This window comes from Ornithinimicrobium cerasi (assembly GCF_003702705.1).
In the GTDB taxonomy this organism is placed as follows: Bacteria; Actinomycetota; Actinomycetes; order Actinomycetales; family Dermatophilaceae; genus Ornithinicoccus; species Ornithinicoccus cerasi.
The window spans coordinates 1-24,048 of the sequence record NZ_QZMN01000003.1; the positions used below are offsets into that span (position 1 = coordinate 1).

General features: G+C 74.2%; 24 protein-coding genes and 1 tRNA gene. 16 read left to right on the plus strand and 9 right to left on the minus strand.

Going from position 1 to position 24,048, the window contains the following annotated elements:
• Positions 1-562: 562 nt before the first annotated feature.
• Together D4B81_RS03620 and D4B81_RS03625 are read right to left on the minus strand one after the other, a co-directional pair.
• Positions 563-639, minus strand: a tRNA-Pro gene (locus D4B81_RS03620).
• A 112-nt stretch (positions 640-751) separates the two neighbouring features.
• Positions 752-1,708 carry a metallophosphoesterase gene (locus tag D4B81_RS03625; protein ID WP_122261148.1) on the minus strand — a complete coding sequence of 319 codons (957 nt, stop codon included), beginning with the start codon at positions 1,706-1,708 and terminating at the stop codon, positions 752-754.
• 61 nt (positions 1,709-1,769) lie between these two features.
• On the opposite strand from D4B81_RS03625, the gene D4B81_RS03630 reads away from it, so the two are divergent.
• Positions 1,770-2,234: a GatB/YqeY domain-containing protein gene (locus D4B81_RS03630; protein WP_097188416.1), complete on the plus strand. Its 465-nt coding sequence runs from the start codon at positions 1,770-1,772 to the stop codon at positions 2,232-2,234.
• A 34-nt stretch (positions 2,235-2,268) separates the two neighbouring features.
• Here the strand turns inward: D4B81_RS03630 and D4B81_RS03635 are convergent, their stop codons facing one another.
• Positions 2,269-4,911 (minus strand): transglycosylase domain-containing protein, encoded by a 2,643-nt coding sequence (locus tag D4B81_RS03635; RefSeq protein WP_122261149.1) that lies wholly within the window; start codon positions 4,909-4,911, stop codon positions 2,269-2,271.
• Between the two features lie 36 nt (positions 4,912-4,947).
• Positions 4,948-5,718, minus strand: coding sequence for an alpha/beta hydrolase family protein (locus tag D4B81_RS03640; RefSeq protein ID WP_161964976.1), 771 nt, complete (start codon positions 5,716-5,718; stop codon positions 4,948-4,950).
• A 58-nt stretch (positions 5,719-5,776) separates the two neighbouring features.
• On the opposite strand from D4B81_RS03640, the gene D4B81_RS03645 reads away from it, so the two are divergent.
• Genes D4B81_RS03645 through D4B81_RS03660 form a run of 4 tightly spaced genes read left to right on the plus strand, consistent with a single transcriptional unit; the run spans position 5,777 to position 8,225 of the window.
• Positions 5,777-5,938, plus strand: coding sequence for a Sp36 family protein (locus tag D4B81_RS03645; protein ID WP_097188419.1), 162 nt, complete (start codon positions 5,777-5,779; stop codon positions 5,936-5,938).
• Between the two features lie 24 nt (positions 5,939-5,962).
• On the plus strand, positions 5,963-6,451 hold the full coding sequence (locus tag D4B81_RS03650; RefSeq protein WP_122261151.1) for a RidA family protein: 489 nt from the start codon (positions 5,963-5,965) through the stop codon (positions 6,449-6,451).
• Between the two features lie 4 nt (positions 6,452-6,455).
• A complete protein-coding gene (locus tag D4B81_RS03655) occupies positions 6,456-7,412 on the plus strand; it encodes an NUDIX hydrolase (protein ID WP_202613560.1) in 957 nt (318 codons plus the stop codon).
• Between the two features lie 3 nt (positions 7,413-7,415).
• Complete coding sequence (locus D4B81_RS03660) at positions 7,416-8,225, plus strand: MBL fold metallo-hydrolase (RefSeq protein ID WP_122261153.1); 810 nt, start codon at positions 7,416-7,418, stop codon at positions 8,223-8,225.
• Positions 8,226-8,333: 108 nt separating this feature from the next.
• Here D4B81_RS03660 and D4B81_RS03665 read toward each other — a convergent pair whose 3' ends face one another.
• The gene (locus D4B81_RS03665) at positions 8,334-9,011 is read right to left on the minus strand and encodes a Crp/Fnr family transcriptional regulator (RefSeq protein ID WP_237565798.1); all 678 of its coding nucleotides are present in this window, start codon (positions 9,009-9,011) and stop codon (positions 8,334-8,336) included.
• Between the two features lie 72 nt (positions 9,012-9,083).
• Between D4B81_RS03665 and nth the strand changes: the two genes are divergently transcribed.
• Together nth and D4B81_RS03675 are read left to right on the plus strand one after the other, a co-directional pair.
• Positions 9,084-9,833: an endonuclease III gene (nth, locus tag D4B81_RS03670; RefSeq protein ID WP_122261154.1), complete on the plus strand. Its 750-nt coding sequence runs from the start codon at positions 9,084-9,086 to the stop codon at positions 9,831-9,833.
• 13 nt (positions 9,834-9,846) lie between these two features.
• Complete coding sequence (locus D4B81_RS03675; protein ID WP_122261155.1) at positions 9,847-10,497, plus strand: NUDIX hydrolase; 651 nt, start codon at positions 9,847-9,849, stop codon at positions 10,495-10,497.
• Positions 10,498-10,542: 45 nt separating this feature from the next.
• On the opposite strand, the gene D4B81_RS03680 is transcribed toward D4B81_RS03675, so the two are convergent.
• Entirely contained in the window at positions 10,543-11,022 is a 480-nt protein-coding gene (locus D4B81_RS03680; RefSeq protein WP_122261156.1) for a phage holin family protein, read from the minus strand.
• Between the two features lie 296 nt (positions 11,023-11,318).
• Here D4B81_RS03680 and D4B81_RS03685 point away from each other — a divergent pair, with 296 nt between their 5' ends.
• From D4B81_RS03685 to D4B81_RS03715, 7 genes are all read left to right on the plus strand, one after another.
• Positions 11,319-12,188: a Fic family protein gene (locus tag D4B81_RS03685; RefSeq protein WP_237565799.1), complete on the plus strand. Its 870-nt coding sequence runs from the start codon at positions 11,319-11,321 to the stop codon at positions 12,186-12,188.
• 383 nt (positions 12,189-12,571) lie between these two features.
• Positions 12,572-13,708 carry a TadA family conjugal transfer-associated ATPase gene (locus tag D4B81_RS03690; RefSeq protein ID WP_122261157.1) on the plus strand — a complete coding sequence of 379 codons (1,137 nt, stop codon included), beginning with the start codon at positions 12,572-12,574 and terminating at the stop codon, positions 13,706-13,708.
• Positions 13,705-14,556 carry a type II secretion system F family protein gene (locus tag D4B81_RS03695; RefSeq protein WP_161964977.1) on the plus strand — a complete coding sequence of 284 codons (852 nt, stop codon included), beginning with the start codon at positions 13,705-13,707 and terminating at the stop codon, positions 14,554-14,556. The genes D4B81_RS03690 and D4B81_RS03695 overlap by 4 nt, the downstream gene beginning before the upstream one ends.
• 257 nt (positions 14,557-14,813) lie before the next feature.
• Complete coding sequence (locus D4B81_RS03700; RefSeq protein WP_122261159.1) at positions 14,814-15,218, plus strand: type II secretion system F family protein; 405 nt, start codon at positions 14,814-14,816, stop codon at positions 15,216-15,218.
• A gap of 66 nt (positions 15,219-15,284) precedes the next feature.
• Positions 15,285-15,494, plus strand: a complete 210-nt coding sequence (locus D4B81_RS03705) for a DUF4244 domain-containing protein (protein WP_122261160.1) — start codon at positions 15,285-15,287, stop codon at positions 15,492-15,494.
• 32 nt (positions 15,495-15,526) lie between these two features.
• Positions 15,527-15,856 (plus strand): TadE family type IV pilus minor pilin, encoded by a 330-nt coding sequence (locus tag D4B81_RS03710; protein WP_122261409.1) that lies wholly within the window; start codon positions 15,527-15,529, stop codon positions 15,854-15,856.
• A gap of 26 nt (positions 15,857-15,882) precedes the next feature.
• Positions 15,883-16,269 (plus strand): Rv3654c family TadE-like protein, encoded by a 387-nt coding sequence (locus D4B81_RS03715; protein ID WP_122261161.1) that lies wholly within the window; start codon positions 15,883-15,885, stop codon positions 16,267-16,269.
• Positions 16,270-16,282: 13 nt separating this feature from the next.
• Here D4B81_RS03715 and D4B81_RS03720 read toward each other — a convergent pair whose 3' ends face one another.
• Positions 16,283-16,708, minus strand: coding sequence for a leucine-rich repeat flightless-interacting protein (locus tag D4B81_RS03720; RefSeq protein WP_122261162.1), 426 nt, complete (start codon positions 16,706-16,708; stop codon positions 16,283-16,285).
• Between the two features lie 126 nt (positions 16,709-16,834).
• Positions 16,835-19,150 (minus strand): DEAD/DEAH box helicase, encoded by a 2,316-nt coding sequence (locus D4B81_RS03725; protein WP_122261163.1) that lies wholly within the window; start codon positions 19,148-19,150, stop codon positions 16,835-16,837.
• 225 nt (positions 19,151-19,375) lie between these two features.
• Here D4B81_RS03725 and D4B81_RS03730 point away from each other — a divergent pair, with 225 nt between their 5' ends.
• Positions 19,376-21,703: a sodium-translocating pyrophosphatase gene (locus D4B81_RS03730; RefSeq protein ID WP_122261164.1), complete on the plus strand. Its 2,328-nt coding sequence runs from the start codon at positions 19,376-19,378 to the stop codon at positions 21,701-21,703.
• Positions 21,704-21,709: 6 nt separating this feature from the next.
• Positions 21,710-23,251, plus strand: a complete 1,542-nt coding sequence (locus D4B81_RS03735) for a DUF7059 domain-containing protein (RefSeq protein ID WP_122261165.1) — start codon at positions 21,710-21,712, stop codon at positions 23,249-23,251.
• 9 nt (positions 23,252-23,260) lie between these two features.
• On the opposite strand, the gene D4B81_RS03740 is transcribed toward D4B81_RS03735, so the two are convergent.
• Positions 23,261-23,956, minus strand: a complete 696-nt coding sequence (locus D4B81_RS03740) for a hypothetical protein (RefSeq protein WP_122261166.1) — start codon at positions 23,954-23,956, stop codon at positions 23,261-23,263.
• Positions 23,957-24,048 lie beyond the last annotated feature (92 nt).

A 24,048-nucleotide genomic window follows, 5' to 3' on the forward strand; every position in this document is an offset into this window, starting at 1 on the left:
ACGTGGGTCGGGAGTGTGACAGCGGGGAGCCCGGTGACCTGTCCAAGGCACACTTGTGGGAATCCCCCCCAAAGGCCGACCTCGCGTTGATTCCAACCCACGCCGAACGGCCCGCCCTCGAAACGAGAGCGAGCTGGTCGCAACCCACCGCGAGCCGTGCACTGCTGCGCGGGAGGCGGCCCGTGCCGGTTCACAGGCCTGGAGATCAATCACCGGGGCGTCGTCGTTTTGTTCACGCGGCTGAGGCCGTGTCCAGCGCCGCGTCCTGCGGTTAGTAGCTACCTCATGGCCGGCCTCCTTGCGCGCGTGCCGAGGGGCGGGGCAGGACGGGAGGTCGGTGGCACCGAAGGGAGGGGCTCTACGCCCTTCACGGGCGGAGCGATGGCGGCTAGGATAGGAGCCACGTCAGCACCCACTTTGCTGTCGTCCGACCCCCGGAGGTTGCCGCCTCGCGGGGGTCATTCATGGCCGCAGCCGACCCAGTTATGCCCCAGTTATGCCCACTCGGGACAACGAAAACCGGCCCTGACTGCGTTTCCGCAGGTCAGGGCCGGTATCCTAGTGGTCGGGGTGACAGGATTTGAACCTGCGACCTCTTCGTCCCGAACGAAGCGCGCTACCAAGCTGCGCCACACCCCGTGGCTCGCGCGCGCGACGAGACGCCGTGCGCAGCGTCCGCAAGGATAGCCCACCGCACGCCGGGATCTAAATCCGTCGGCGGTCCGCAGGGGGGCAGCCCCCACGTCCTGGGTCAGGGCCGGGGCACGAGGGTCAGCAGCGTCGCGCCCGGCCGGCACCAGAACCGGAACGGCGTGTAGGGGTTGCCGCCGAGCCCGGCCGAGACGTGCAGCCAGGCGGCACCCGGGGGAGCCTGCGACGACGGGGCGGAACCCGCGCCGGGCCACCAGCGGGAGAGCCCCGCCACCCGGCCGGTGTCGAGGTCGCAGTTGGTGACGAGCGCACCATACCCCGGGACCTGCAGCTGGCCCCCGTGCGTGTGCCCCGCCACGACCAGGCCCGCCCGGTCCTCGGTCATCGCGTCGAGGATCCGCCGGTATGGCGCGTGCGTCACCCCGATCGTCAGCGCGACGTCGTCAGCCGCGGGGCCCGCCACCGACGCGTAGTCGTCGTAGTCCAGGTGCGGGTCGTCGACCCCGACGAGCTCCAGCGCCACCCCCTGCACGTCCAGCCGCGCCCGCCGGTTGGTCAGGTCCACCCACCCCCGGGCGGTCAGCCCGCCGACGAGGTCCCCGGTCGGCAGCCTCTCCGGGTCCGTGTCGTCGTGCGGACGCTCGCCCCGACCGACCCTGACGTGGCTGTCGTCGAAGTAGCGCAGCGGGTTCTTGGCCCTCGGCGCGAAGTAGTCGTTGGACCCCAGCACGAAGGCGCCAGGCACGTCGAGGAGCCGGTCGACGGTCTCCAGCAGCGCCGGCACGGCAGCGTGGTCGGCCAGGTTGTCACCGGTGTCGACGACGAGGTCGGGCTGCAGGTCGGAGAGCGCCGCGACCCAGGTGCGCTTGACCCGCTGCCGGGGCACGAGGTGCAGGTCGGAGATGTGCAGCACCCGGAGGGGGCGGGTGCCGGGAGGCAGGCACGGCACCTCCACCCGGCGCAGGGCGAACCACCGCGGCTCGACCCAGGTCGCGTAGGCCACCCCGCCCACGGCCAGCGCCGCCCCCGCGCTCAGCACACGCCATACCCGGTCCATCCCCTGATCCTCGCAGGCCGCAGGACCGAGGGGCGTCAGCGGCTGGTGAGAGACTGGCGTCATGAGCGACCAGACCGGACTGAAGGCGACCCTCCAGCGTCATCTCACCGACGCGATGCGTGCCCAGGACAAGGTGCGCGCCGGCACGCTCCGCATGGCGCTCACCTCCATCACCAACGAGGAGGTCGCCGGCAAGGAGGCCCGGGTGCTGGGCGAGGACGAGGTCCTCAAGGTGCTCGCCAAGGAGGCGAAGAAGCGCCGCGAGGCCGCGGAGGCCTACACCGGAGCAGGGCGTCCCGAGCTTGCGGAGGCCGAGGAGGCGGAGCTTGCCGTGCTGGAGGGCTACCTGCCCGCCCAGCTCGACGACGCCGAGCTCGAGCAGATGGCCCGCGAGGCGGTGGCCGAGCTGGGGGTGAGCGGCATGGGCGGCATGGGCCAGGTGATGAAGGTCTTGACGCCCCGTGTGGCAGGTCGGGCCGAGGGCGGCCGGGTGGCGGCTGCGGTCCGGGGAGCCCTGCAGGCCTGACCCACCCCAGGTCAGGTATGCCGCCGCACGCGCCTCAGTCGTCCTGACCGGGCGGGTCGGTCCCGGGCGGCCCGTTGCCTGGACCGCCGTTGCCCGGGTCCTCGTCGCCCGGCGGGGGCGGCGGGACCGGCGCGGGGGCGCTCGGCGGCGGCTCGGGAGCGGGGGCCGGAACCGGGGCCGGCTGCGGTGCGGGAGCGGGCTGCGGTGCGGGAGCAGCCTGCTGCGGCTGGGGCTGCGGGACCGGTTGCGGTCGAGCCTGCTGCTGCACCGGGGCGAAACCGGTGGAGACGTGCAGCACGACGGGTGTGTCGGTGCGGATCGAGGAGCCGACACCCGGCGTGGTGTAGACCACGCTGCCCTCGGCCTGGCTCGAGCCCACCCGCTGGATGCTGGCTGTCAGACCCGCCTCGCGCAGCTCCTCCTGGGCGTCCTCCTCGCTCATCCCGATGACGCTGGGGATGGTGACGCGCTTGCCGTTGAGGATCTCGGTCGACGGCTTCTCCCAGTCCTCGTTCGGGAGGTCCCGGTGCGCCCAGTCCATGAAGCGCTTCCAGGTCGGGGCCGCGAGGGAGGAGCCGAACAACGGTCCGTCCACGAAGGTGTCGCCGATGGTCAGGTCGACCATGTCGCCGTCGTAGGGCTGGGAGTTGCCGATGCGCCCGCCGACGAAGATGGCGGTCGACAGCTGCGGCGTGAAGCCCGCGAACCAGGTGTGCGTGGAGTTGTCGTTGGTGCCGGTCTTGCCGCCGGCCGGCCGGCCGCCGTCGAGGATCGCCTTCCAGCCCGAGCCCTCCATGCTGACGACGCCCTTGAGCAGCTCCACCGTGCCGAGCGCCACCTCCTCGTCGACCACGCGCTCACAGGCCTGCTGCTCCAGCGGGATCTCGTTGCCGTCGGAGTCGAGCACTTTGGTCACCGGGGTCGGCGGGCAGTAGATGCCGCCGGAGGCGAACGCCGCGTAGGAGGCGGCGACGGTCAGCGGCGAGCCGTAGTCCGAGCCGAGGACGATCGAGGGCGGGAAGGGGTCCGGCTCGGCGCCGTTGCCCTGGTGCATGCCCATGGCGGTCATCGTGTCGCGGATGTCGCAGGTGCCGACCTGCGAGGCCAGGGTGGCGAAGGCGGTGTTGACCGAGAGGCTGGCCGCCTGGCGCAGCTCCATCTCCGGGTCGTGGTTCTGGTCCTGGGCGTTGCGGACGGTCCAGTAGTCCTCACCGATCGTGCAACCCTCCTGGAAGTCCTCCTTCTGGAAGACGCCCACGGGGTGGGTCTCGCCGTCGGAGGGCATCGGCTGCGGGTCCTCCGGGTTGTCCAGCCAGACGCCGGAGGAGCTGGCCAGACCGGGCTCCTCGATCTTCAGCGTCGCCTCGACGGGGATGCCCTTCTTGAGGGCCTCCACCAGGGTGTACGCCTTCGCGATCGAGCCGATCTGCATACCGCCGGGCCCGCCGTGGACGGTGTCGACGTTCCAGTTGACCGAGGTGGACTCGATCTTGTCCGAGGACTCCTCGAAGGAGTACTCGCTGGACTGGGCGAGCGCGACCACGTGGCCGGTGCCCGGCTGGACCACCGACGCGGCGGAACCGACGTGGTACTCGTTCGGCGGGGTCGCCTCGCGCAGCATCTCCCCGAGGGTGTCCGACATCTCGACGTCCAGGGTGGTCTCGACCGTCAGACCCTCGGTCGTCAGCCGCTCCAGCCGCTCGTCGGGCGTCTTGCCCAGCGCCGGCTGCTGCAGGAGCCAGGCGGTGACGTAGTCGCAGAAGTAGGGGTTGCGCGAGTTGATGCACGACCGCTGGCTGTCCCGCAGGTTCCCCTCGATCAGCTGCTGCACCGACAGGCCCTTCGCGGCCTCCATCTGGCCCTCGGTGATGAGGTCCTGCTGGTACATCTTGTCGAGCACCGTGTTGCGGCGGGCCTCAGCGAGCTCGGGGTTGGCCACCGGGTTGGTCGCCGTGGGGGAGCGGACCACACCGGCCAGGGTCGCGGCCTGGGCGATGGTCAGCTCGGAGGCCGTGGTGTTGAAGTAGTGGCGGGCCGCCGCCTCGACGCCGTAGACGTTGTCGCCGTAGAAGGCCAGGTTGAGGTAGCCGACGAGGATCTCGTCCTTGGTCAGGCGCTCCTCGAGGGTGACGGCGTACTTCAGCTCCCGCAGCTTGCGGATGTAGCCGTCCATGCCGGCGCGGGCGTCGAGCTGGCGGATGGCGTCGGCGTCGCCGTCCTTGAGCGCCTCCTCCTTGAGGGCCATCTTGATGTACTGCTGGGTCAGCGTCGACCCGCCCTGCGTGTTGTCGCTGGTGGCGTTGGAGACCACGGCGCGCGCCAGCGCCTCCACGTCCATCCCCCCGTGCTGGTAGAAGCGCTCGTCCTCGATCGCGACCTGCGCCTTCTTCATCCACTCCGAGATGTCCCCGCTCTCGACGATGATGCGGTTCTGCTTGGCGGGTGTCGCGAGCACCGAGCCGTCGGCGGCGAGGATGCGCGACTGCTGCGCCAGCGGGTTCTGGTCGAGGTCGCCGGGGAGGCGCTCGAACATGCCCACCCCCTCGCGCGCGGCGAAGCCAGCGGCGCCCACGACGGGCGCGACGAGTCCCGCGCCGATGATCCCCATCAGCACCGAGACGGCCAGGAAGACCCCCAGCAGCGAGGTCAGCTTGGCCGCGGTGAAGGCAGAACGCATCCCTCCACGGTACGGGAGGTTCCTGAGGATTCCGTGTCAGTGCGGGGCGAGCAGGCGCGCCACGTGCGCCAGCAGCACGGGATGGGCCGCGGACGCGGGGTCCACCAGGGCGAAGTGGCCGACCCCGTCGAGCACGTCCAGCCGGTCGCGGCCGGGGGTCGCGCACCGCTCCCACCACGAGCGCGACACCTCCGGCGGCACCGCCTCGTCGGCGCTCCCGTGCACCACGACCACCGGGTATGGCGACCGGCCCAGCCGGGCGGGGTCGGCGCGGTCGTAGCGGGCCGGGTGGGTGCGGGGCGTGCCACCCACGAGGTCCTGCGCGGCCCCGTCGTCCAGCCCCAGCTCGGCCACCATCGTCAGGTCGAGGCAGCCGGCCAGGCAGACCGCACCGCGCAGGCCCCGGACCGCCCGGGTCTCCGGCTGGTGCAGCAGCCACGCGGCCAGGTGGCCACCGGCGGAGTGCCCCACCAGCACGACCGGGGACTCGCCCGTCTCGAGCCCCGTCGCCGCCAGCGCTGCGGCGACGTCGCGGAACGTCCCGTCCCACCCGCCGTGCTCCATCCCGGTGCGTGCGTACTCGAGGAGCGCGACGGCATACCCCTCCGCGGCCAGCGCGGTGGCGAGCGGACGGAGGTGCGCGCGGTCCCACGCAGCGCGCCAGAACCCGCCGTGCACGAGGACCACCCAGCCGGACGCGCCCACGGGCTCCCCGACCACCTCGTAGACCTGGTGCGGCAGCGGGCCGTAGGGGACGATCCGGCCGGGCGGCACCGGCGGGTGGTGCAGGATCGCTCGGTCGGTCACGTCCTGCCTTTCTGGGTGACGTCGGGGCGGGCGAGGGACGACGAGTAGGGTCGGCGTCATGACGACGCAGCAGTGGGAGTACGCCACCGTCCCCCTCATCATCCACGCCACCAAGCAGATCCTCGACCAGTGGGGCGAGGACGGCTGGGAGCTCGTCCAGGTCGTGGCCGGTCCGGACGGGACGAACCTGGTGGCCTACCTCAAGCGTCCCAAGGCCTGACCCTCCGACGACAGGAGCACCCCGATGACCGAGCAGACCCGCAGCGCCGTCGAGCAGCGGCTGGCCGAGCTGGGGCACGACGTGCCGGACGTGGCCGCCCCCGTGGCCGCCTACGTCCCCGCGATGCAGCACGGCGACCTGGTCTTCACCTCCGGCCAGCTCCCGTTCGTCGGGGGCGTCCTGCCCGCGACCGGCAAGGTCGGGGAGGGTGAGGGCCTCGTCGACCCGGAGGAGGCCAGGCGCCTCGCCGCCCTCTGCGCCCTCAACGCCATCGCGGCCGTGCGCTCGGTCGTCGGTGACCTCGACAAGGTGGTCAGGGTCGTCAAGGTCGTGGGCTTCGTCGCGAGCGACCCGGCCTTCACCGGCCAGCCCGGGGTGATCAACGGTGCCTCCGAGCTGCTCGGGCACGCGTTCGGGGACGCCGGCGTGCACGCGCGATCGGCGGTGGGCGTGGCGGTCCTGCCGCTCGACACGCCGGTCGAGGTCGAGATCACCGTCGCCGTCTCCTCCTGAGGTCGTGGGAACCCCGCCTGCGCGCGGCTTCCGCGACTTCCGGATGCCGGAGGTCATCGCGGCGCCGTCGCGCGCGTGGCTGGCCAGGGCCGAGGCGGAGCGCCCCGTCGCCCCGCCCCGCGCCTCGTCCACCGTCATGCTGCTGCGCGAGGCCGGTGAGGGCGGGGTGGAGGTCTTCGTGCTGCGGCGGGCCTCGAGCATGGCGTTCGCCGCCGGCATGGTCGCCTTCCCCGGCGGGGGGGTGGACCCCCGTGACGCCGACCCGGGCGTGCCCTGGAGCGGACCGACGCCCCAGGAGTGGGCCGGCCGGCTGGGCGTCGAGGAGGCCGTGGCTCGCGAGCTGGTCATCGCCGCAGCCCGGGAGGTCTTCGAGGAGTGCGGCGTGCTGCTGGCGGGACCGGGCCCGCACGAGGTCGTCGCCGACCTCACCGACCCGGCCTGGGACCGGCACCGGGAGAGGCTGCTGGACCGGAGCCAGAGCTTCGGCGAGATGCTCACCGATCTCCGGCTGGTGCTGCGCACCGACCTGCTGGCCCTGCGAGCGCACTGGATCACGCCCACCTGCGAGCCGCGGCGCTACGACACCTGGTTCTTCGCCGCCAGGATGCCGCAGGGCCAGGTCGCCGACGCGCGGACCTCGGAGGCCGAGCGCGTGGCGTGGACGTCCCCCGCGGACCTCCTCGCCGAGCAGGCCGCCGGGCGCGAGGTGATGCTGCCGCCGACGCAGGTGATGGCCGAGCAGCTGTGTGACGTGGACGATCTCGACGACTGGCTCGCCCGGCCGGTGCCCGTCCACGCGGTCATGCCGTGGCCGGTGGAGCGGGACACGGTGATGTGGATGCGGGTGCCCGTCGACCCCGACGGGCACGGACTCCCGTCGCCGTCGCCGTCGCCGTTGCCGTCGCCGTCGTTCGTGTCCTCGGGAGACGACGACGCCGGTCCGTGCCCCCAGGAGCCCTGACCGGTGCGCGGCGCCCCACCGGCCGACCCCGCCTGGCAGGGCGGGGGCTGGGGCGAGCGCGCCGTCTGCGTGCTCTGCCCGAACCCCTCCCCGATGACGCTCGAGGGCACGAACACGTGGGTCCTCGCCGAGCCGGGCAGCCGCGACGTCGTCGTGGTGGACCCCGGTCCGCTCGACGAGCAGCACCTGCGCACCGTCCTTGACCACGTCGCCGGCCGGGACGCCCGGGTGGCGCTGACCCTCCTGACGCACGGGCACGCCGACCACGCCGAGTCGGCGCCCCGGTGGGCCGGGCTGACCGGAGCACCGGTCCGTGCCGTCGGTCGCGGCCACGACGACCTCGCGGCCGGCGAGACGCTGCGGGTCGGCGGGCTCGAGCTGCTCGTCGTGCCCACGCCGGGGCACACCGCGGACTCCGTGTCGTTCCTCCTTCCCGCCGAGCAGGTGCTGCTGACCGGTGACACGGTGCTCGGCCGGGGGACGACGGTGGTGGCCTACCCCGACGGTGACCTCACGTCATACCTGGACTCCTTGGCGCGCCTGGAGCGGCTCACCCGGTCCGGGGCCGCGACGAGCATCGCCCCCGGCCACGGGCCGGTGGTCCCCGACGCCGTCGGCACCGTCGAGTACTACCTCGCGCACCGGCACGAGCGGCTCGAGCAGGTCCGCGCCGCGGTCGCCGAGCTGCGCAGGGGTCCGCGCGAGCTCGCGGACGCGGTGGTGGAGCGGGTGTATGCCGACGTGCCCCGCTCGGTCTGGCCGGCGGCCCGGCTCAGCGTCCTGGCCCAGCTCGACTACCTGGGCGAGCTCTGACGCCTCCCCGCCGACCCCCATCCGCAACTCACAGGCGTCGAACGTGAGAACGGCCGGATGCATCCGGCGCCCAGAAGGGGTTCGCGCCTGTGAGTAGAGGGTGTGACCTCAGCGGGCGCGGCGGCGCAGGCGGGGCACGTCGAGCAGCGTGACCGCCTTGGCCCCGAGCATGATCCATCCGCGGTGGGCGAAGTCGGCGAGCGCCTTGTTGACCGTCTCCCGGCTCGCGCCGACCAGCTGCGCGAGCTCCTCCTGGGTGAGGTCGTGCGCGACGAGCAGGCCCACGTCGGTGCGCCGCCCGAAGCGGTCAGACAGGTCGAGCAGGGCCTTGGCCACGCGCCCCGGCACGTCGGTGAACACGAGGTCCGAGATCCCCTCGTTGGTGCGCCGCAGCCGGTGGGCGAGGCCGGCGAGCATCTGCATGGCCACCTCGGGATGGTCGGCGAGGAAGGTGCGGAGGGCGTCGTTGCCGAGGGAGATGAGCTCGCTGTTGGAGACGACGTAGGCGGTGCTCAGCCGGGGGCCGGGGTCGAAGAGGCTGAGCTCGCCGAACATCTCCCCGGGGCCCAGCACCGACAGCAGGTTCTCGCGGCCGTCGGCGGAGGTGCGGGCGAGCTTGATCTTGCCGGAGACGGTGACGTAGAGCGAGTCGCCGGGATCCCCCTCCCGGAAGACGACCTCCCCCCGGCTGAGCCGGCGGGGGGTCATGGTGCCGATGAGCCGCTCCGCCGTGGGTTCGTCCAGGGCGGAGAACAGTGGTGCCTTCATCACGACATGCTGGTCCACAGCCACATCGTCGCACGTCGCGGGCATGGAGGTGCGGATGGGTGTGTCGCGCGTCACGTCTAGGCTGGGACGGTGAGCAGCGCACCTCCCGAACCCGAACTCGACCGAGCCGCGCCTACGCCGACGGGCGAGAGCGGGCTGGCCCTGACCCGTCGGGCACGGCGGACGTACCGGCTGCTCGCCGAGCGCTATCCCGACGCCCGCTGCGAGCTCGACTTCGCCGATCCCTACCAGCTCCTCGTGGCCACGGTGCTGTCCGCCCAGACCACGGACGTGCGGGTCAACGGGGTGACGCCCACGCTGTTCGCCCGCTACCCCGACGCCCGGTCCCTGGCTGCCGCCGATCGGGCCGAGGTCGAGGCCATCGTCCAGCCCACCGGGTTCTTCCGGGCCAAGACGGACAGCCTGCTCAAGCTCGCCGCCGACCTGGTCGAGCGTTTCGACGGGACCGTCCCCGGGCGGCTGCGCGACCTCGTCACCCTGCCAGGGGTGGGGCGCAAGACCGCCAACGTCGTGCTCGGTGACGCGTTCGACGTGCCCGGGATCACCGTGGACACGCACGTGGGTCGCCTGGTCCGACGGTTCGGGTGGACCGCCGAGGAGGACCCCGTCAAGGTCGAGCACGCGGTCGGGGCGCTGTTCCCCCGGCGGGAGTGGACCCGCCTCTCGCACGTCCTGATCTTCCACGGTCGACGCACCTGCCACGCCCGCAACCCGGCCTGCGGCGCCTGCCCGGTCGCCCGGCTGTGCCCCTCCTACGGGACGGGTGAGACCGACCCGACCCGGGCCGCCGCCCTCGTGCGCACGGCGCCCCGGGGCTGAGGGGCGCCGGCGCGTGACGGCATACCTGCCCCCGGCGTGGCTCGCCGACTTCGCCCGCAGGGTCCCCGACCTGCCCGGCGAACGGTTCGCGCGTTTCCTGCCGCCGCCGCAGGGCGGCCGGCGGCACTCGGCCGTGCTCGTGCTCTTCGCCCCAGGGGTGACCGACCCTGACGACACCACGGTCGTGATCACCGAGCGCGCCCACACCATGCGCTCGCACCCCGGCCAGCCGGCCTTCCCGGGAGGGGGGACCGAGCCGGGGGACGCGGACCCCGCCGCGACCGCGCTGCGCGAGGCGGCCGAGGAGATCGACCTCGACCCCACCGGGGTGGACGTGCTGGGGGAGCTGCCGACGCTGCACATCCCGGTCAGCGGTTACGACGTGACGCCCGTCCTCGCCTGGTGGCGCGAGCCGAGGCCGTCGACGCTGTGGGCCAGGGACCCGCGTGAGGTGGCGCGCGTGCTGCAGCCCAGCGTGGCCACGCTGGTGGACCCGGCGGGGCGGTTCCAGGTCTCCCACCCCAGCGGCTTCGTCGGTCCCGCGTGGGACGTGGAGGGGCTGCTCGTGTGGGGCTTCACCGGAGGCATCCTCGACCGGGTGCTGGACCTTGCCGGGATCGCCCCGCCGTGGGACCGGGGGGTCACGCGGCCGCTTCCCCTGTGACAGGGACAGCGTCGCTGCGCCCGCGCGTCCCGCGGACCGCGGGGGTCAGGCCCGGGGGGCGGTGGTGAGCGCGGCCTGCGGAGGGGTGCCCTCCTTGAAGTGTGCCGGCGCGTTCTTCAGGGACGCCACGGTCTGCTTGCCGTTCTCGATGGCGCGCTCCGGCTTGCCCTTGACCTGGGTCACCTGCTTCTTGCCCACCAGGGCCAGCACGCCCGCCACGACGAAGAGCACCGCGGCGACGATGAGCAGTGAGGCCCACCAGGGCAGCCAGATGTTGAGCACGGCTGCCAGCCCGAGGAGGAGCAGCCCGAAGCCGTAGAGCCCGAGCACGGCCGCGCCCGCGAACATCCCGGCGCCCTTGCCCGCGTGCTGCACGTCCTGCTTGATCTCCGCCTTGGCGAGCTCGAGCTCGCCGCGCATGATCTGCGAGACGTCGGTCGAGACGTCGCTGACGAGCTGTCCGATGGTGCGCTCGCCGGCGGTGCCGGTGAGCGGCTGGGGGCCGGGGTCGACGGGTGTGCTCATGGTGCGGAGCCTAACCGGGTGAGGGGGCCGATGCAGGTCGGCCGAACCCGCGCGCCCGTCGTGACCGGGCAGACAAGTGGGTCCGCCCGGCACCCCCTGTGCGTGCCGGGCGGACCCATTCGACACCCGGTCCCGTGACAGCCGGTGGGGCTCTCCCCGAGGGGGGCCGCCTTGTCGACGCCTTCATCCTCCCACGCGTCACACCCCGTTCCTAGCCGGATTTGGTAAGGGTTTGTTAAAGAATGCCGGGTAACCCAGCGGCGGTCCGCGAGGCCGCCACGACCTACAGTGACCCGGTGAGAACCGACCTCCAGGACGCGCTCGGCCAGCTTCTGGACCTGGACGGGGTCGCCCCGGCCGTGGACGCCGCGCGGGAGTCGTGCACCGCGCTGCGCTGGCACGAGGGTTTGCGTCGGCGGGTCCCGGAGGCGGCGGCCGAGTCCAGGGTGCGGGGCGCGACGGCGAGCGCCCTGCTCGAGGGGGCCGAGCCGGCGGGCTCCGCGGGCACGGTGGGGCTCGTCCGCGACCTGGTCCGCGGGGCGGTCCCCTGGGACGCGCGCGACCTCGACCCGGTATGGCGTGTGCTCGTCGGGGTGGTCCGCGCGACCTCCGCGACCGAGCAGGTGGGCGCCGCCCAGCTCAGGTCACCGGCCCAGGTGCTCGCGTCCCTGCACGCGGCCGCCACGGGCGGGCTGCTGCCGATGGAGCAGGTCGGTCGTCCCCGGCTGGCGGGAGAGGGGTGCGCCGAGTGGTCGGAGCTCGGGGAGCCGTGCGACGTCGCCGAGGCGGAGGCGCGCCTCGGCGTGGTGCACGACCTGCTCGCCGCGGTACCCGTCGGGCGCCTGCCGGTGCTGCCGCTGGCGGCCGTCGTCCATGCCGAGATCATGGTCGTGCGTCCCTTCGTCGCCGGGAACGGTGTCGTGGCCAGGGCGGTGGAGCGGGCGGTGCTGCGCGTCGGAGGGCTGGACCCGACCGGGGTCGCCGTGCCGGAGATCGGGCACGCGGACCGGGCGGGCACCGACTACCGCGGGGCCCTGACGGCCTACGCGTCGGGAGGTCGCGAGGGGGTGCGGCTCTGGCTGCTGCACTGTGCCGACGCCGTCCGACGGGCGGCGGCCGAGGGTGTCCGGGTGGCCGACGCGGTGCGTGCGGGCCGGCTGGCCTGAGAGGCACGGACGAGTCCGGGCCGCGCCCCTGCGCGCCCGCCCGTGATGAGGGGTTCGGCACGACACGCGCACCACCGGGCGTACTTGCTTCGGGCCCCGCCCGGGTGCCATACTTGGCGAACAGCGCTCCTCGCAAGAGTCGTAGCGCGGGTACTGAGGGTCAACCCCCCCTGACCCTTGGTACCGACGGCCCCGGCATCCCCCCCGCCGGGGCCGTCCCCATGTCCCCTGGCGGTCGGTGAACCCGCCGGCGCAGCTGCCTCCTGCTCCTGCCTCAGGTCCCGGTCGGTGCCCCGTCCACACGCCCCCCTGCCGCGCTGGTGCCGTCCACAGATCCCGTCGTGCGGCTTCCGGTCCGCGGGGGCGGCGCCGACGCTGGGGGCATGACCCAGGACGAGCGCACCGACCCAGCAGGCTCGAGGCCCGAGACGTGGCCTCGAGCCTCCCTCGTGGCTGCCCTCGGTCCGCTCGCCGCGCTCGTGGACGACCCCTGCGTCACCGACGTGCTGGTCAACGGGGACACCGGCGTGTGGTCCGACCGCGGCGGTGGCCTGGAGGAGTCCGGCGTCGTCCTCAGCGACGAGCGCACCGTCCGGCGTCTGGCGGTGCGCCTCGCCGGTCTGGCGGGGCGCCGGCTCGACGACGCCAGTCCCTGGGTGGACGGGTTGCTCCCCGGCGGGGTGCGCCTGCACGCCGTGCTCCCGCCGCTCGTGGAGGGCGGGCCGCACGTCAGCCTTCGGGTGCCTCGTTCGGTCGCGCCCACCCTGCGGGCCCTGCAGGGCTGGGGGGCGCTCGACGACGAGGCTCGGCAGGTGCTCGAGGCCGTCGTGCGGGCCCGGCTCTCCTTCGTGGTCACCGGCGGGACCGGGTCGGGCAAGACCACCCTGCTGGCGGCCATGCTGGCACGGGTGGACGCCCGCGAGCGCGTCGTCGTGGTGGAGGACGTACGGGAGCTCCGCGTCGACCACCCCCACGTGGTCCACCTCCAGGGCCGGAGCAACAACGTGGAGGGACGGGGCGAGGTCACGCTCACCACGCTGGTGCGGCAGAGCCTGCGGATGCGCCCGGACCGGGTCGTCGTGGGCGAGGTGCGAGGGGCCGAGGTGCGCGAGCTCCTCGCCGCGCTGAACACCGGCCACGAAGGCGGCTGCGGCACCCTGCACGCCAACAACGCCGCCGACCTCGTGAGCCGGGTGGAGGCCCTGGGCGCCCTCGCCGCGATGACACCGTCGGCGGTGCACGCCCAGCTGGCCAGCGCCATCGAGGTGGTCCTGCACGTCACGCGCTCCGGCGCGGGCCGGCGCGAGCTGGTGGAGGTGGCCGTGCTGGAGAGGGCGGCCGACGGCAGGGTGAGCACGGTGCCCGCCCTCGTGGGTGGGCCCGGCCGGTGGCGCACCGGTGCGGGCTGGGACAGGTTCGTCTCTCGTGCCGGCCTGCCGGCCGACCTGGTGGCACCGGGGAGCGGCACCGGCCCGGAAGGGGACCCGCCCGGGCACGCACCCCACGGGTGGACGCGATGATGCGCTCCCAGCTCCTGCCGGACGTCGACGTCCTGCTCGGGGCGTGCGCGCTGCTGGTCGTCCTGGCCGTCCTCCTCTGGCCCCGGGGAGACGGGGCAGAGCCGCCGTCGCCCTCGTCGCCGTCCCCCTCGTCGCCACCCTCGTCGACCTCGGGGGAACCGGGTGGGCGCGGGCGCCGGAGGTCACCGGCGACGCGACGGGACGTCACCGGTCAGGGCAGGTTCGAGTCCCTCGTGACCCCGACCGGCCCGCCATCTCCGGTTGCGCGCGGGTCCGTCGTGGGCCGGATGCTGACGCGCCCGGCACGCCGCGACCTCGCCGAGGTCCATCTTCTCGACGCTCTGGCGGCTGCCCTGGAGGCGGGTCTGCCCACGGACCGGGCGCTGCACCTGGCGCTGGACAGCGTCGAGGACGAGGGGAGGGCGGCCGCCTGGGCGGACCTGAGGCGCTCGGCGGACCTCGGGCTGCCCCTCGCGCCGTCCTGGGACCGCGCCGCCCGGCGGACTGGCAGTCCCGCGATCGCCGCGGCGGGTCGGGCGTGGGCGGTGGCCGCGCTGTCCGGCGCCCCCCTGGCGGCCGCGGTCAGGTCCAGCGCCCACGCCGCCCGTGAGCGGCACCGTCTCCTCAGGGCGGTCGAGGTGGCGACGGCCGGGGCGCGGGCCACGGTGACCGTGCTGGGCCTGTTGCCCGTGGCCGGTGCAGGGCTGGCCGCGGTGCTGGGCATCGCGCCGACGACGCTCTACGGCAGTCCCCCCGCAGTCATCTCCGCGGCGGCGGGCCTGGCCCTCCTGCTCCTGGGCCACCTCGTCGTCCGGGCGCTGGTCGCCCGCGTCGTGGCGGGGGTGTGAGTGTGGACGGGGTGCTGGCACACCTGATCGCGACGGGTCTCGCCGGGGCAGCCGCGGTCCTGACGTGGCCGCCCCCGGCGCGGCGGTCATGGGCACCGCGCGGACGAGGACCTGCTGGTGGACGGTCCGCGTGGCGGGGCAACGCCGGGTCTGGGGTCGGCGCGGGGTGGCGGGTCAGGACCGGAGGGTACCCCGGGAGCCGTTCCCGGCGCGAGGGGCCGGACGCCCGGGCAGGCAAGCGCCTGGTCCCTGACGCCATGGAGCTGATGGCCGTCGCGCTCACCGGAGGCGCCTCCGTGGGCGCCGCGGCACGGACGGTGTCGTCCACCCTGCCGGAACCCCTGGCGGGTCAGCTCCGCGACGTCGCGGAGGACCTGCGCGGCGGGGAGGACACGGACGATGCGTGGCGGGCGGCCGGCGCCCACTGGGCACCAGCGCGGCGCTGCCTGGACCTCGCGCAGTCCTCGGGCGTCCCCCCGGCGGAGGCGCTCGTCCGTGCGGCGCAGGACGTGCGGTGCGACGCGGTGGCCGACGTCGAGGTCGCGGCGGCGCGGCTGGGGGTGCGGCTGGTCCTGCCTCTGGGTCTGGCCTACCTGCCCGCGTTCGTGCTCACCACGATCGTCCCGGTCGTGCTCGCGCTGACCGGAGAGCTGTCCTGGTGACGAGGGTCGTCACCAGGGCGCACGTGCGTCCCAACCGGGACGTACACACCCACAAGGAGGGGAACGATGAGGAAGAGCACCATCCGACACCAGGTCCGCCGCACGTTCAGGCAGCTGCGATCCGGCAGGGACGCGGGTATGTCGACCGCGGAGTACGCGGTCGGGACGATCGCCGCCTGCGCCTTCGCGGCGCTGCTGCTGATGGTCATCCGGTCCGGGGCGGTCGAGGGACTGGTCACGACGGTCATCACGACCGCGCTGTCGGTGTCCCTGTGACCGGGCGCGGGCGCCGGGATCGCGAGGGTGGCATGGCTACTGCCGAGCTGGCGCTGGCGCTGCCCGCCGTGATCCTGGTGCTCGCGCTCTGTCTCACCGGCCTGACCCTGGCTGTCGACCAGATCCGTTGCGAGGACGCCGCGCGCGTTGCTGCGCGTGCGGCGTCCCGCGGCGAACCCGGGCCCCTCGTGCGGGAGCTGGCGCTGTCCCGTGCGCCGCAGCGGTCCGCGGTGACGGTGAGCACGGGTGAGGGGACGGTCCTCGTGGTCGTCGAGGCCCCGGCCAGGAACCGGCACCTCCGGGCACTCCCGGCCGCCGTCGCGAGGGCGGAGGCCGTCCTGGAGCCCGGTGTGACGCCGTGAGCCGAGACGCCGTGAGCCGAGACGCCATGAGCCGAGACGGTGGCCCCGAGCGGGGGAGCGGGACGGTGCTGGCGGTCGGGCTGGTGGCGGTGGTCTCGACGCTCCTGCTGGCCGGGCTGCTCGTGGCCGCGGTCGCGGTCGCCGGGCAGCAGGCCCGCACCGCCGCCGACCTCGCCGCGCTCGCGGCCGCGGGACAGGTGGTGCACGGTGGTGACGAGCCCACGACCTGCGCGGTCGCCCGTCAGGTGGCCGAGCGCAACGGGGGCGGGCTGACCGGGTGCAGCGTCGTCGGCCCGGCCAAGGCGGAGCCAGGTCCGCTCGGAACGGTCGAGGTCGTGGTGACCCGACCGGTCGCGGGGACCGCCTGGGAGGTCACCGCGAGGGCGAGGGCTGGCGGGGTCCTCCCCCCGTGAGCGGACGACCCGTTCAGCGGTCCAGGTCGAGGCGGCTGCGGTCGCCGGCCGTCCCCGTGGTCCCGCTCCCGGGTCGCGGTGCGGTGGACGGCGGCGCGCCGGCCCCGGTGGACCCTGACGGCCGTGAGAGTGACGTCCGACCCGTCGTCGCGTCGTCGGCCCGCTCGGTACGACGGTCCTGCACCTTGGCCTGCTTGCGCAGCTCCCGCACCTCGCGGGCCCGACGTGCCTTGCTGCGGGCGCCCGCCCCGACCATCCAGAAGCCGAGGGCCGCGACGAGGAGGGTGAGCAGCCCGGCGAGGTAGAGCCACAGCGGCGGCAGGTCGAGGTTGAGGATGCCGTAGTCGAGCCGGACGCTCGCCATGTCCACGGTCGCGAGCACCATGTAGGCGACGACGGCCGCGGCGAGGAGGAGGAGGAGGAAGCCGAAGATCAGCATGTCAGCGCCTTTCCAGGCAGCGGGCTCGGGCTGCGGACGACGTCGTCGTCCGCGTGGTCACGCGGGGTCGAGACTAACCGAGCGGAGGGGACCGCACCACGTGGGCGGGGCCGGGTCCGGCGGCGCTCACCCGGTGGGCACGCTCACCGAGCGTTCGGAGAGCAGGTGGGAGAGCACGGCGACGGCACCCGCCTTGGCGAGAGGGTCGTTGCCGCTGCCGCACTTGGGCGACTGCACGCAGCGCGGGCAGCCTGCCTCGCAGTCGCACGCCTCGACCAGGTCGCGGGTCGCCGCGAGCCAGGTCACCGCCTCGCGGAACCCGCGCCGGGAGAACCCGGCACCGCCCGCGTGACCGTCGTAGACCATCACCGTCGGCAGGCCGGTGTCTGGGTGGAGGGGGGTCGAGACCCCGCCGACGTCCCACCTGTCGCACGTGGCGAGCAGCGGCAGCATGCCGATGGAGGCGTGCTCGGCGGCGTGCAGGGCACCCGGAACCGCGTCCTCCCCGACGCCGGCCAGGGCGAGCTCCTCCTCGGGCAGCGTCCACCACACCGCCTGGGTCACCAGGCAGCGCTCCGGCAGGTCGAGCGGGTGCTGGCCCAGCACCTCCCCAGACGGCAGCAGCCGCTGGAAGCCGGTGACCCGCGTCGTCACCTCGACCCGCCCGGTGCACAGGTGCGCGGCTCCCCACGCCGTCGCGGACTCGGTCTCGGTGATCGTGAAGGTGCTCTCGGTGCGCGCCCGGGTCGACCACCCGGGGTCGCCCACCACGACCATCGCCACACCCGCCTCGAGGTCCAGGTGGGTCACGACGTGCGCCTGCCCCTGGTGGACGTAGACCGCCCCGACGTGGACGGTCGTCAGGGCCCGCTCCTCGTCCACGGTCCCCAGCACGCGCCCGCTGCGGACGTCGACGATCTGCACGGCCTGCCCGGCGTCCCGCAGCTGCACGTGGTCGCTCGGCCGGTCCTCCCGGGCCCAGAACCAGCCGGTCGGGCGACGCCGCAGCACCCCACCGGCCACCAGCTGCTCGGCGAGGGCGGGCACGCCGGCACCGAACCAGCGCACGTCGTCCCTGGTCAGCGGGAGCTCGGCGGCGGCGGCGGCGAGGTGCGGGCCGAGGACGTAGGGGTTCTCCGGGTCGAGCACGCATGCCTCCACCGGGGCGTCGAAGATCAGCTCCGGGTGCGCCAGCAGGTAGGCGTCGAGCGGGTCGTCCGCGGCCACGAGGACCGCCAGCGACGGCGAGCCCCGACGCCCCGCCCGCCCGGCCTGCTGCCAGAACGAGGCCCGGGTGCCGGGCCAGCCGGCCATGACGACCGCGTCGAGCCCGGCGATGTCGATGCCCAGCTCCAGGGCCGTCGTCGCCGCCAGCCCCATGAGGCGGCGCTCCCGCAGGGCGCGCTCCAGCTCGCGCCGTTCCTCGGGCAGGTAGCCGCCGCGGTAGGCCGCGACGAGCGACCCCTGCGGGCAGCCGCGCGACCCGAGGTCCTCGCGGGCACGGCTCGCCACGGTCTCGACCCCGGGTCGGGAGCGTGCGAACGCGACCGTCTGGACACCTACCTCGACGAGGTCCGCGAGGAGCGACGCCGTCTCCGCGACGGTGCCCCGCCGGGTGCCGTCCTCCGCCTCCGGGGGCTCCCACAGGGCCACCACCGTCTCTCGGCGCGGCGAGGCGTCCTGGGTGACGGCCTCGACGGGCTGCCCGACGAGGGTGCTCGCCAGCACCTCCGGCTCGGCCACCGTGGCCGAGGCCAGGATCACGGTGGGGGAGGCGCCATACCTCGCCGCGACCCGCAGCAGGCGGCGCAGCACGGCCGAGACGTGGGCGCCGAAGACGCCGCGGTAGACGTGGCACTCGTCGACGACGACGTAGCGCAGCGCGCGCAGGAACCCGCGCCAGCGCTCGTGCCCCGGCAGCAGCGTGTGGTGCAGCAGGTCCGGGTTGGTCAGGACGTAGTGCGCGTGCTGGCGCACCCAGCGACGCTCCTCCGGCGGGGTGTCCCCGTCCAGCGCCGCCGTCCGCACCCCGGGAACGGCCAGGGTATGCAGCCGCGCGGCCTGGTCCGCCCCGAGCGCCTTCGTCGGGGCGAGGTAGAGCGCCGTCGCCCCCCGCCCGGTGACCGACCCGACGCCCTCGCAGAGCGCCGTGAGCACCGGCAGGAGGTAGCCGAGCGACTTGCCCGAGGCCGTCCCGGTGGCGACGACGACGTGCCGGCCGGACCGGGCCAGCTCGGCCACCCGCGACTGGTGCTCCCACAGCGAGGTGATGCCCTCCCCGTGCAGGGCGGCGGTCACCTCGGGCGCGACCCACGACGGCCACTCGACGGTCCGCCCCTCGCGCGCGGGGAGGGTGCGGGCGTGCACCAGCCGACCGGCCCGTGGCCCGCGGGTCAGGTGGGCCAGGGTCGTCAGCGGGTCGAACGGGAGCACCTCGGACATCGTGCCCACCACGGTACGTCGCGGCACCGACAACCAGCCCCGGCCCGCCGGGCGGTTCCCGGGGGAGGCACAGGGGGAGGCGGCGCGGCGGGGGCGGCGGGCACGACATACCATGACCGCGGCTGGCGTCCGGTCAGCCGGTCAGTACAGTGGCCGCATCCACAGGCGGGGAGGATCCCCGCCACGCTGCCCGCAGAGCCGCGGGCCACCCCAGGAGGTCTCCGCATGACACCAGTCCGCGCCGTGAGCGAGGTGACGCTCTCCGGCGGCGACACCTCGATCGTGATCGTGGTGCTCTGCATCGCCGTCGTCGCCCTCGTGTTCGGCTTCATGTTCCGCCGTGAAGTGCTCGCCGCCTCGCCGGGGACCGAGTCGATGCGCGAGATCGGCGCCGCCGTCCAGGAGGGGGCCTCCGCCTACCTCCGCCGCCAGTTCAAGACCCTGGGCATCTTTGCGGTCGTCGCGTTCTTCCTGCTCATGGCCCTGCCGGCCGAGGACACGAGCATCCTCGTCGGCCGGTCGGTCGCCTTCATCTTCGGCGCCGGGTTCTCCGCGTCCATCGGTTACCTCGGGATGAACCTCGCCACCGCCGCCAACATGCGCGTGGCCGAGGCCGCCCGCCACGGCAGCCGCGACGAGGGCATGCGCATCGCCTTCCGCACCGGTGGCACGGTCGGTATGGCGACGGTCGGGCTCGGTCTCTTCGGCGCGGCCCTCGTGGTGCTCGTCTACGGCGGCGACGCACCCGTGGTCCTGGAGGGGTTCGGCTTCGGCGCGGCCCTGCTGGCGATGTTCATGCGGGTCGGCGGCGGCATCTTCACCAAGGCCGCCGACGTCGGCGCCGACCTCGTCGGCAAGGTCGAGGCCGGCATCCCCGAGGACGACCCGCGCAACGCCGCCACGATCGCCGACAACGTCGGTGACAACGTGGGCGACTGCGCCGGCATGGCGGCCGACCTGTTCGAGTCCTACGCCGTCACGCTCGTCGCCGCGCTCATCCTCGGCACCGCGGCGCTCGGCAACGAGGGCGGCCTCACGTTCCCGCTCATCATCCCCGCGATCGGCGTCATCACCGCGATCCTGGGCGTCTACATCACCAAGGCCCAGCCGGGGGTCAACGCGCTGCGCTCGATCAACCGCAGCTTCTACATCTCCGCCGGCATCGCCGCGGTCGCCTCCGTCGTCGCGGCGTTTGTCTTCCTCCCGGGTGACTCCGCGGGTCTGGACGGTCTCTCCCAGGCGCAGCCCTTCGGCGGCACCGCCGACCTGACCGACGTGAACCCCGCGCTCGGGGCGGCCGTCGCCGTCGTCATCGGCATCGTGCTCGCCGCGTTCATCCTGTGGCTCACCGGTCACTTCACCGGCACCGAGTCCAAGCCGACCAACGACGTCGCCCGCACCTCGCTCACCGGCCCGGCGACCGTCGTGCTCTCCGGCATCGGCGTCGGCCTCGAGTCCGCCGTCTACACCGCGGTGACCATCGCCATCGCCATCTTCGGCCTGTTCACCCTCGGCGGTGGCTCGCTCATCCTGTCGCTGTTCTTCGTGGCGCTCGCCGGCTGCGGCCTGCTGACCACGGTCGGCGTCATCGTCGCCATGGACACCTTCGGCCCGGTCTCCGACAACGCGCAGGGCATCGCCGAGATGTCCGGCGACGTGGACGGCGACGGCGCCAAGATCCTCACCGAGCTCGACGCTGTCGGCAACACCACCAAGGCGATCACCAAGGGCATCGCCATCACGACCGCCGTCCTCGCGGCCACCGCCCTCTTCGGGTCCTACCTCAACGCCATCATCAGTGCGGTCGACGAGGCCGCGGACGGCGAGAGCGCGGCCATCTGGGACCAGTTCCTCGTCTTCGACCCGCGCGCCCTCGTCGGCATGATCCTCGGTGGCGCCGTGGTCTTCCTCTTCTCGGGCCTGGCCATCAACGCGGTCACCCGCGCGGCCGGCGCGATCGTCTTCGAGGTGCGCCGCCAGTTCCGCGAGCACCCCGGGATCATGAACTACACCGAGAAGCCCGACTACGCCCGCGTCGTGGACATCTGCACCCGCGACTCCCTGCGCGAGCTGGCCACCCCCGGTCTGCTGGCCGTCTTCGCCCCCATCGCCGTCGGCTTCGGCCTGGGCGTGGGCGCACTGGCCGGCTACCTCGCGGGCGCCATCGTCACCGGCGTGCTCATGGCGGTCTTCCTGGCCAACTCCGGCGGTGCCTGGGACAACGCCAAGAAGATCGTCGAGGACGGCCAGTACGGCGGCAAGGGCAGCCCGGCGCACGAGGCCACCGTCATCGGTGACACCGTCGGCGACCCGTTCAAGGACACCGCCGGCCCGGCCATCAACCCGCTCATCAAGGTGATGAACCTCGTGGCCCTCCTCATCGCGCCGGCGATCATCGGGCTGACCTACGGCGACGGGTCCAACGACCTCGTGCGCTGGGGCATCGCCCTCGTGTCCGTCGTCGTCATCGTCAGCGCCGTGGTCGTCTCCAAGCGGCGCGACATCGCGATCGGCGACACGCCGGACAAGGCCGGGGTGCTCACCGAGCGCTGACCCGGCGTGACTGACCCGACCGACCCCGGGCGCGCGGCCCCTGCCGTCGTGCCCGGGGTCGTCGACGCCCTGCGCGCCGACCTGACGGCCGCGGGCTACACCGTGGACCGCGTCGAGGAGGTGCTCGGCCCCCGGGCTGCCGCGGCGCTCCGCCGGGAGCAGCCCCTCCTGGCCGAGCGCGTCACCCGCGAGGTCGCGGACCCCGTCGCCACCCTCCTGCGGTGCTTCGTGCTCGGCCGGTCGGCCACCCGGGCGGCGCTCGACGCCGCGCTGCCCCGCACCACGGCCGACGGGCTGCTCGCGCTGCGGCTCGTCGCTGCGGCCGACGACGGGACGCCCGACAGCTTCGTCCCGACCAGCGACCTGCGGCCCTACGGCGACGAGGACCACACCTGGTGGGTGGTCTCGGACCTGTCCGAGCACGCCCTGGGCGGGGTGCTGCCCACCCACCACGTCCTCGGCGTCGGCGGCGCCTCGACCACGCTGGCCTCCTGGACGCCCCGCCCGCACGTCGACCGGGCACTCGACCTCGGGACGGGTTGCGGCGTGCAGGCGCTGCACCTCGCCCTGCACGCCGGCCACCCGGCACATCCCGTCGTGGCGACGGACCTCTCCGCCCGCGCGCTGGACCTCGCCCGGCTCACGGCCGCCCTCAACGGGGTCGAGCTTGACCTGCGCCGCGGCAACCTCCTCGAGCCGGTGGCGGGCGAGCGGTTCGACCTCGTCGTGAGCAACCCGCCCTTCGTCATCACGCCGCGCGTGGCCGGGGTGCCCCTCTACGAGTACCGCGACGGGGGCGCCGCCGGGGACACCCTGGTCGCCCGGCTCGTCGGCCAGGTGGGCGAGCATCTCGCACCGGGCGGGATCGCCCAGCTGCTCGCCAACTGGGAGCTGCCGGCGGGCGAGGACTGGCGCGAGCGGGTGTCCGGGTGGCTGGCGGGGACCGGTCTGGACGCGTGGGTCGTCCAGCGCGAGGAGCAGGACGTGGCCGAGTATGCCGAGACGTGGGTCCGCGACGGCGGCCACCGCCCGGGGTCGGCCGGCTTCGAGGAGCTGTATGCCGCGTGGCTGGCGGACTTCGCCGCCCGGGACGTGGAGTCGGTGGGGTTCGGGGTGGTCACGCTCCAGCGACCCGCGACGGAGCGGGATCCCTGGCGGGACCTCGACGACGTGCGCTCGCCGGTGGCCTCACCCATGGGCCCGACCGTGCTCGCCGGGCTGAGGGCCCGCACCTGGCTCGCCGAGCACGACGACGACGCGCTGCTGGACGTGTCGTGGCAGGTCGCCGACGACGTGACGGAGGAGCGCGTGGGTCGGCCCGGCGCCCCCGACCCGCAGGTGATCCAGGTCCGCCAGGGCGGGGGGCTGCGCCGGGTGGTCCGGCTGGGCACCCTGGCGGCGGGCGTGGTCGGCGCGTGCGACGGGGAGCTGACCGCCCGGCAGCTGTGTGCCGGGCTCGCCGTGCTGACCGAGGTCCCGGCCGCCGACGTGGAGGTGGAGGTCGTGCCGGTGCTGCGCGAGCTCGTCAAGGACGGGCTGCTGCGCTGAGCCGGCGCCTCAGCCGTACTGGTAGCTGCTGCGGGAGACGAAGAAGCTGCGCCCCGTCTCGCCGCTGCTGCAGCTGACCCCGGCCTCGGCGGCCGAGCACGTCACCTGGCCGATGCTGATCGACGAGCCGTAGGGCAGCACGGCCACCGTCGCGCCGCCGAGGTCCAGGGTCTCCGACCCGTTCTGCTCGGCCCACCAGCCACCGGAGGAGACCACCGTCTGGGGGCGGATGGGGTCCTCGACGCAGGTCCAGGCGCCCGGGCCGTCGTTGATCATGATCGCCGTCGCAGCCTCGGCCGTGCAGTCGCCGAGGCTGTCGTCGACGAGGTGGTCGGCGCGGGGGGTGAACGAGCGGTCGTCGACCTCGCAGACCGCGGTGACGTCGTTGAGGGTGCACGCGACGTTGCCGCTGGGCAGCACGAACGCGGCCCGGTCGCCCTCCACGACGATCGCGGTGCCTCCGCCGGCCGACCTGGAGCCGGGCTCCACGGCGATGTCGGCCGGAGCCGTCGGGGGACCGGTGGGGGCGGGGGCCGTCTGCGCTGCCCCGTCGGTGGCGGCGTCCGTGTCCGGGGCCGGCCCGGCGGTCCCGGAGGCCCCGTCCGTCACGCCGCCGTCCTCGTCGTCCCCGCCGCAGCCGCTCAGCGTCAGCGCCGCCGCGAGCGCCACGGCGGCGAGGGCGCGCGCCCTCGCGCGCCTCGTCATACCTGCTCCTGGGCGGACCGTCATAGGGGACCACCCTAGACGCTGCCGCCCCATGGGCTACGGTGACGCCCGAAGGTCCCGTGTCCGAGCCG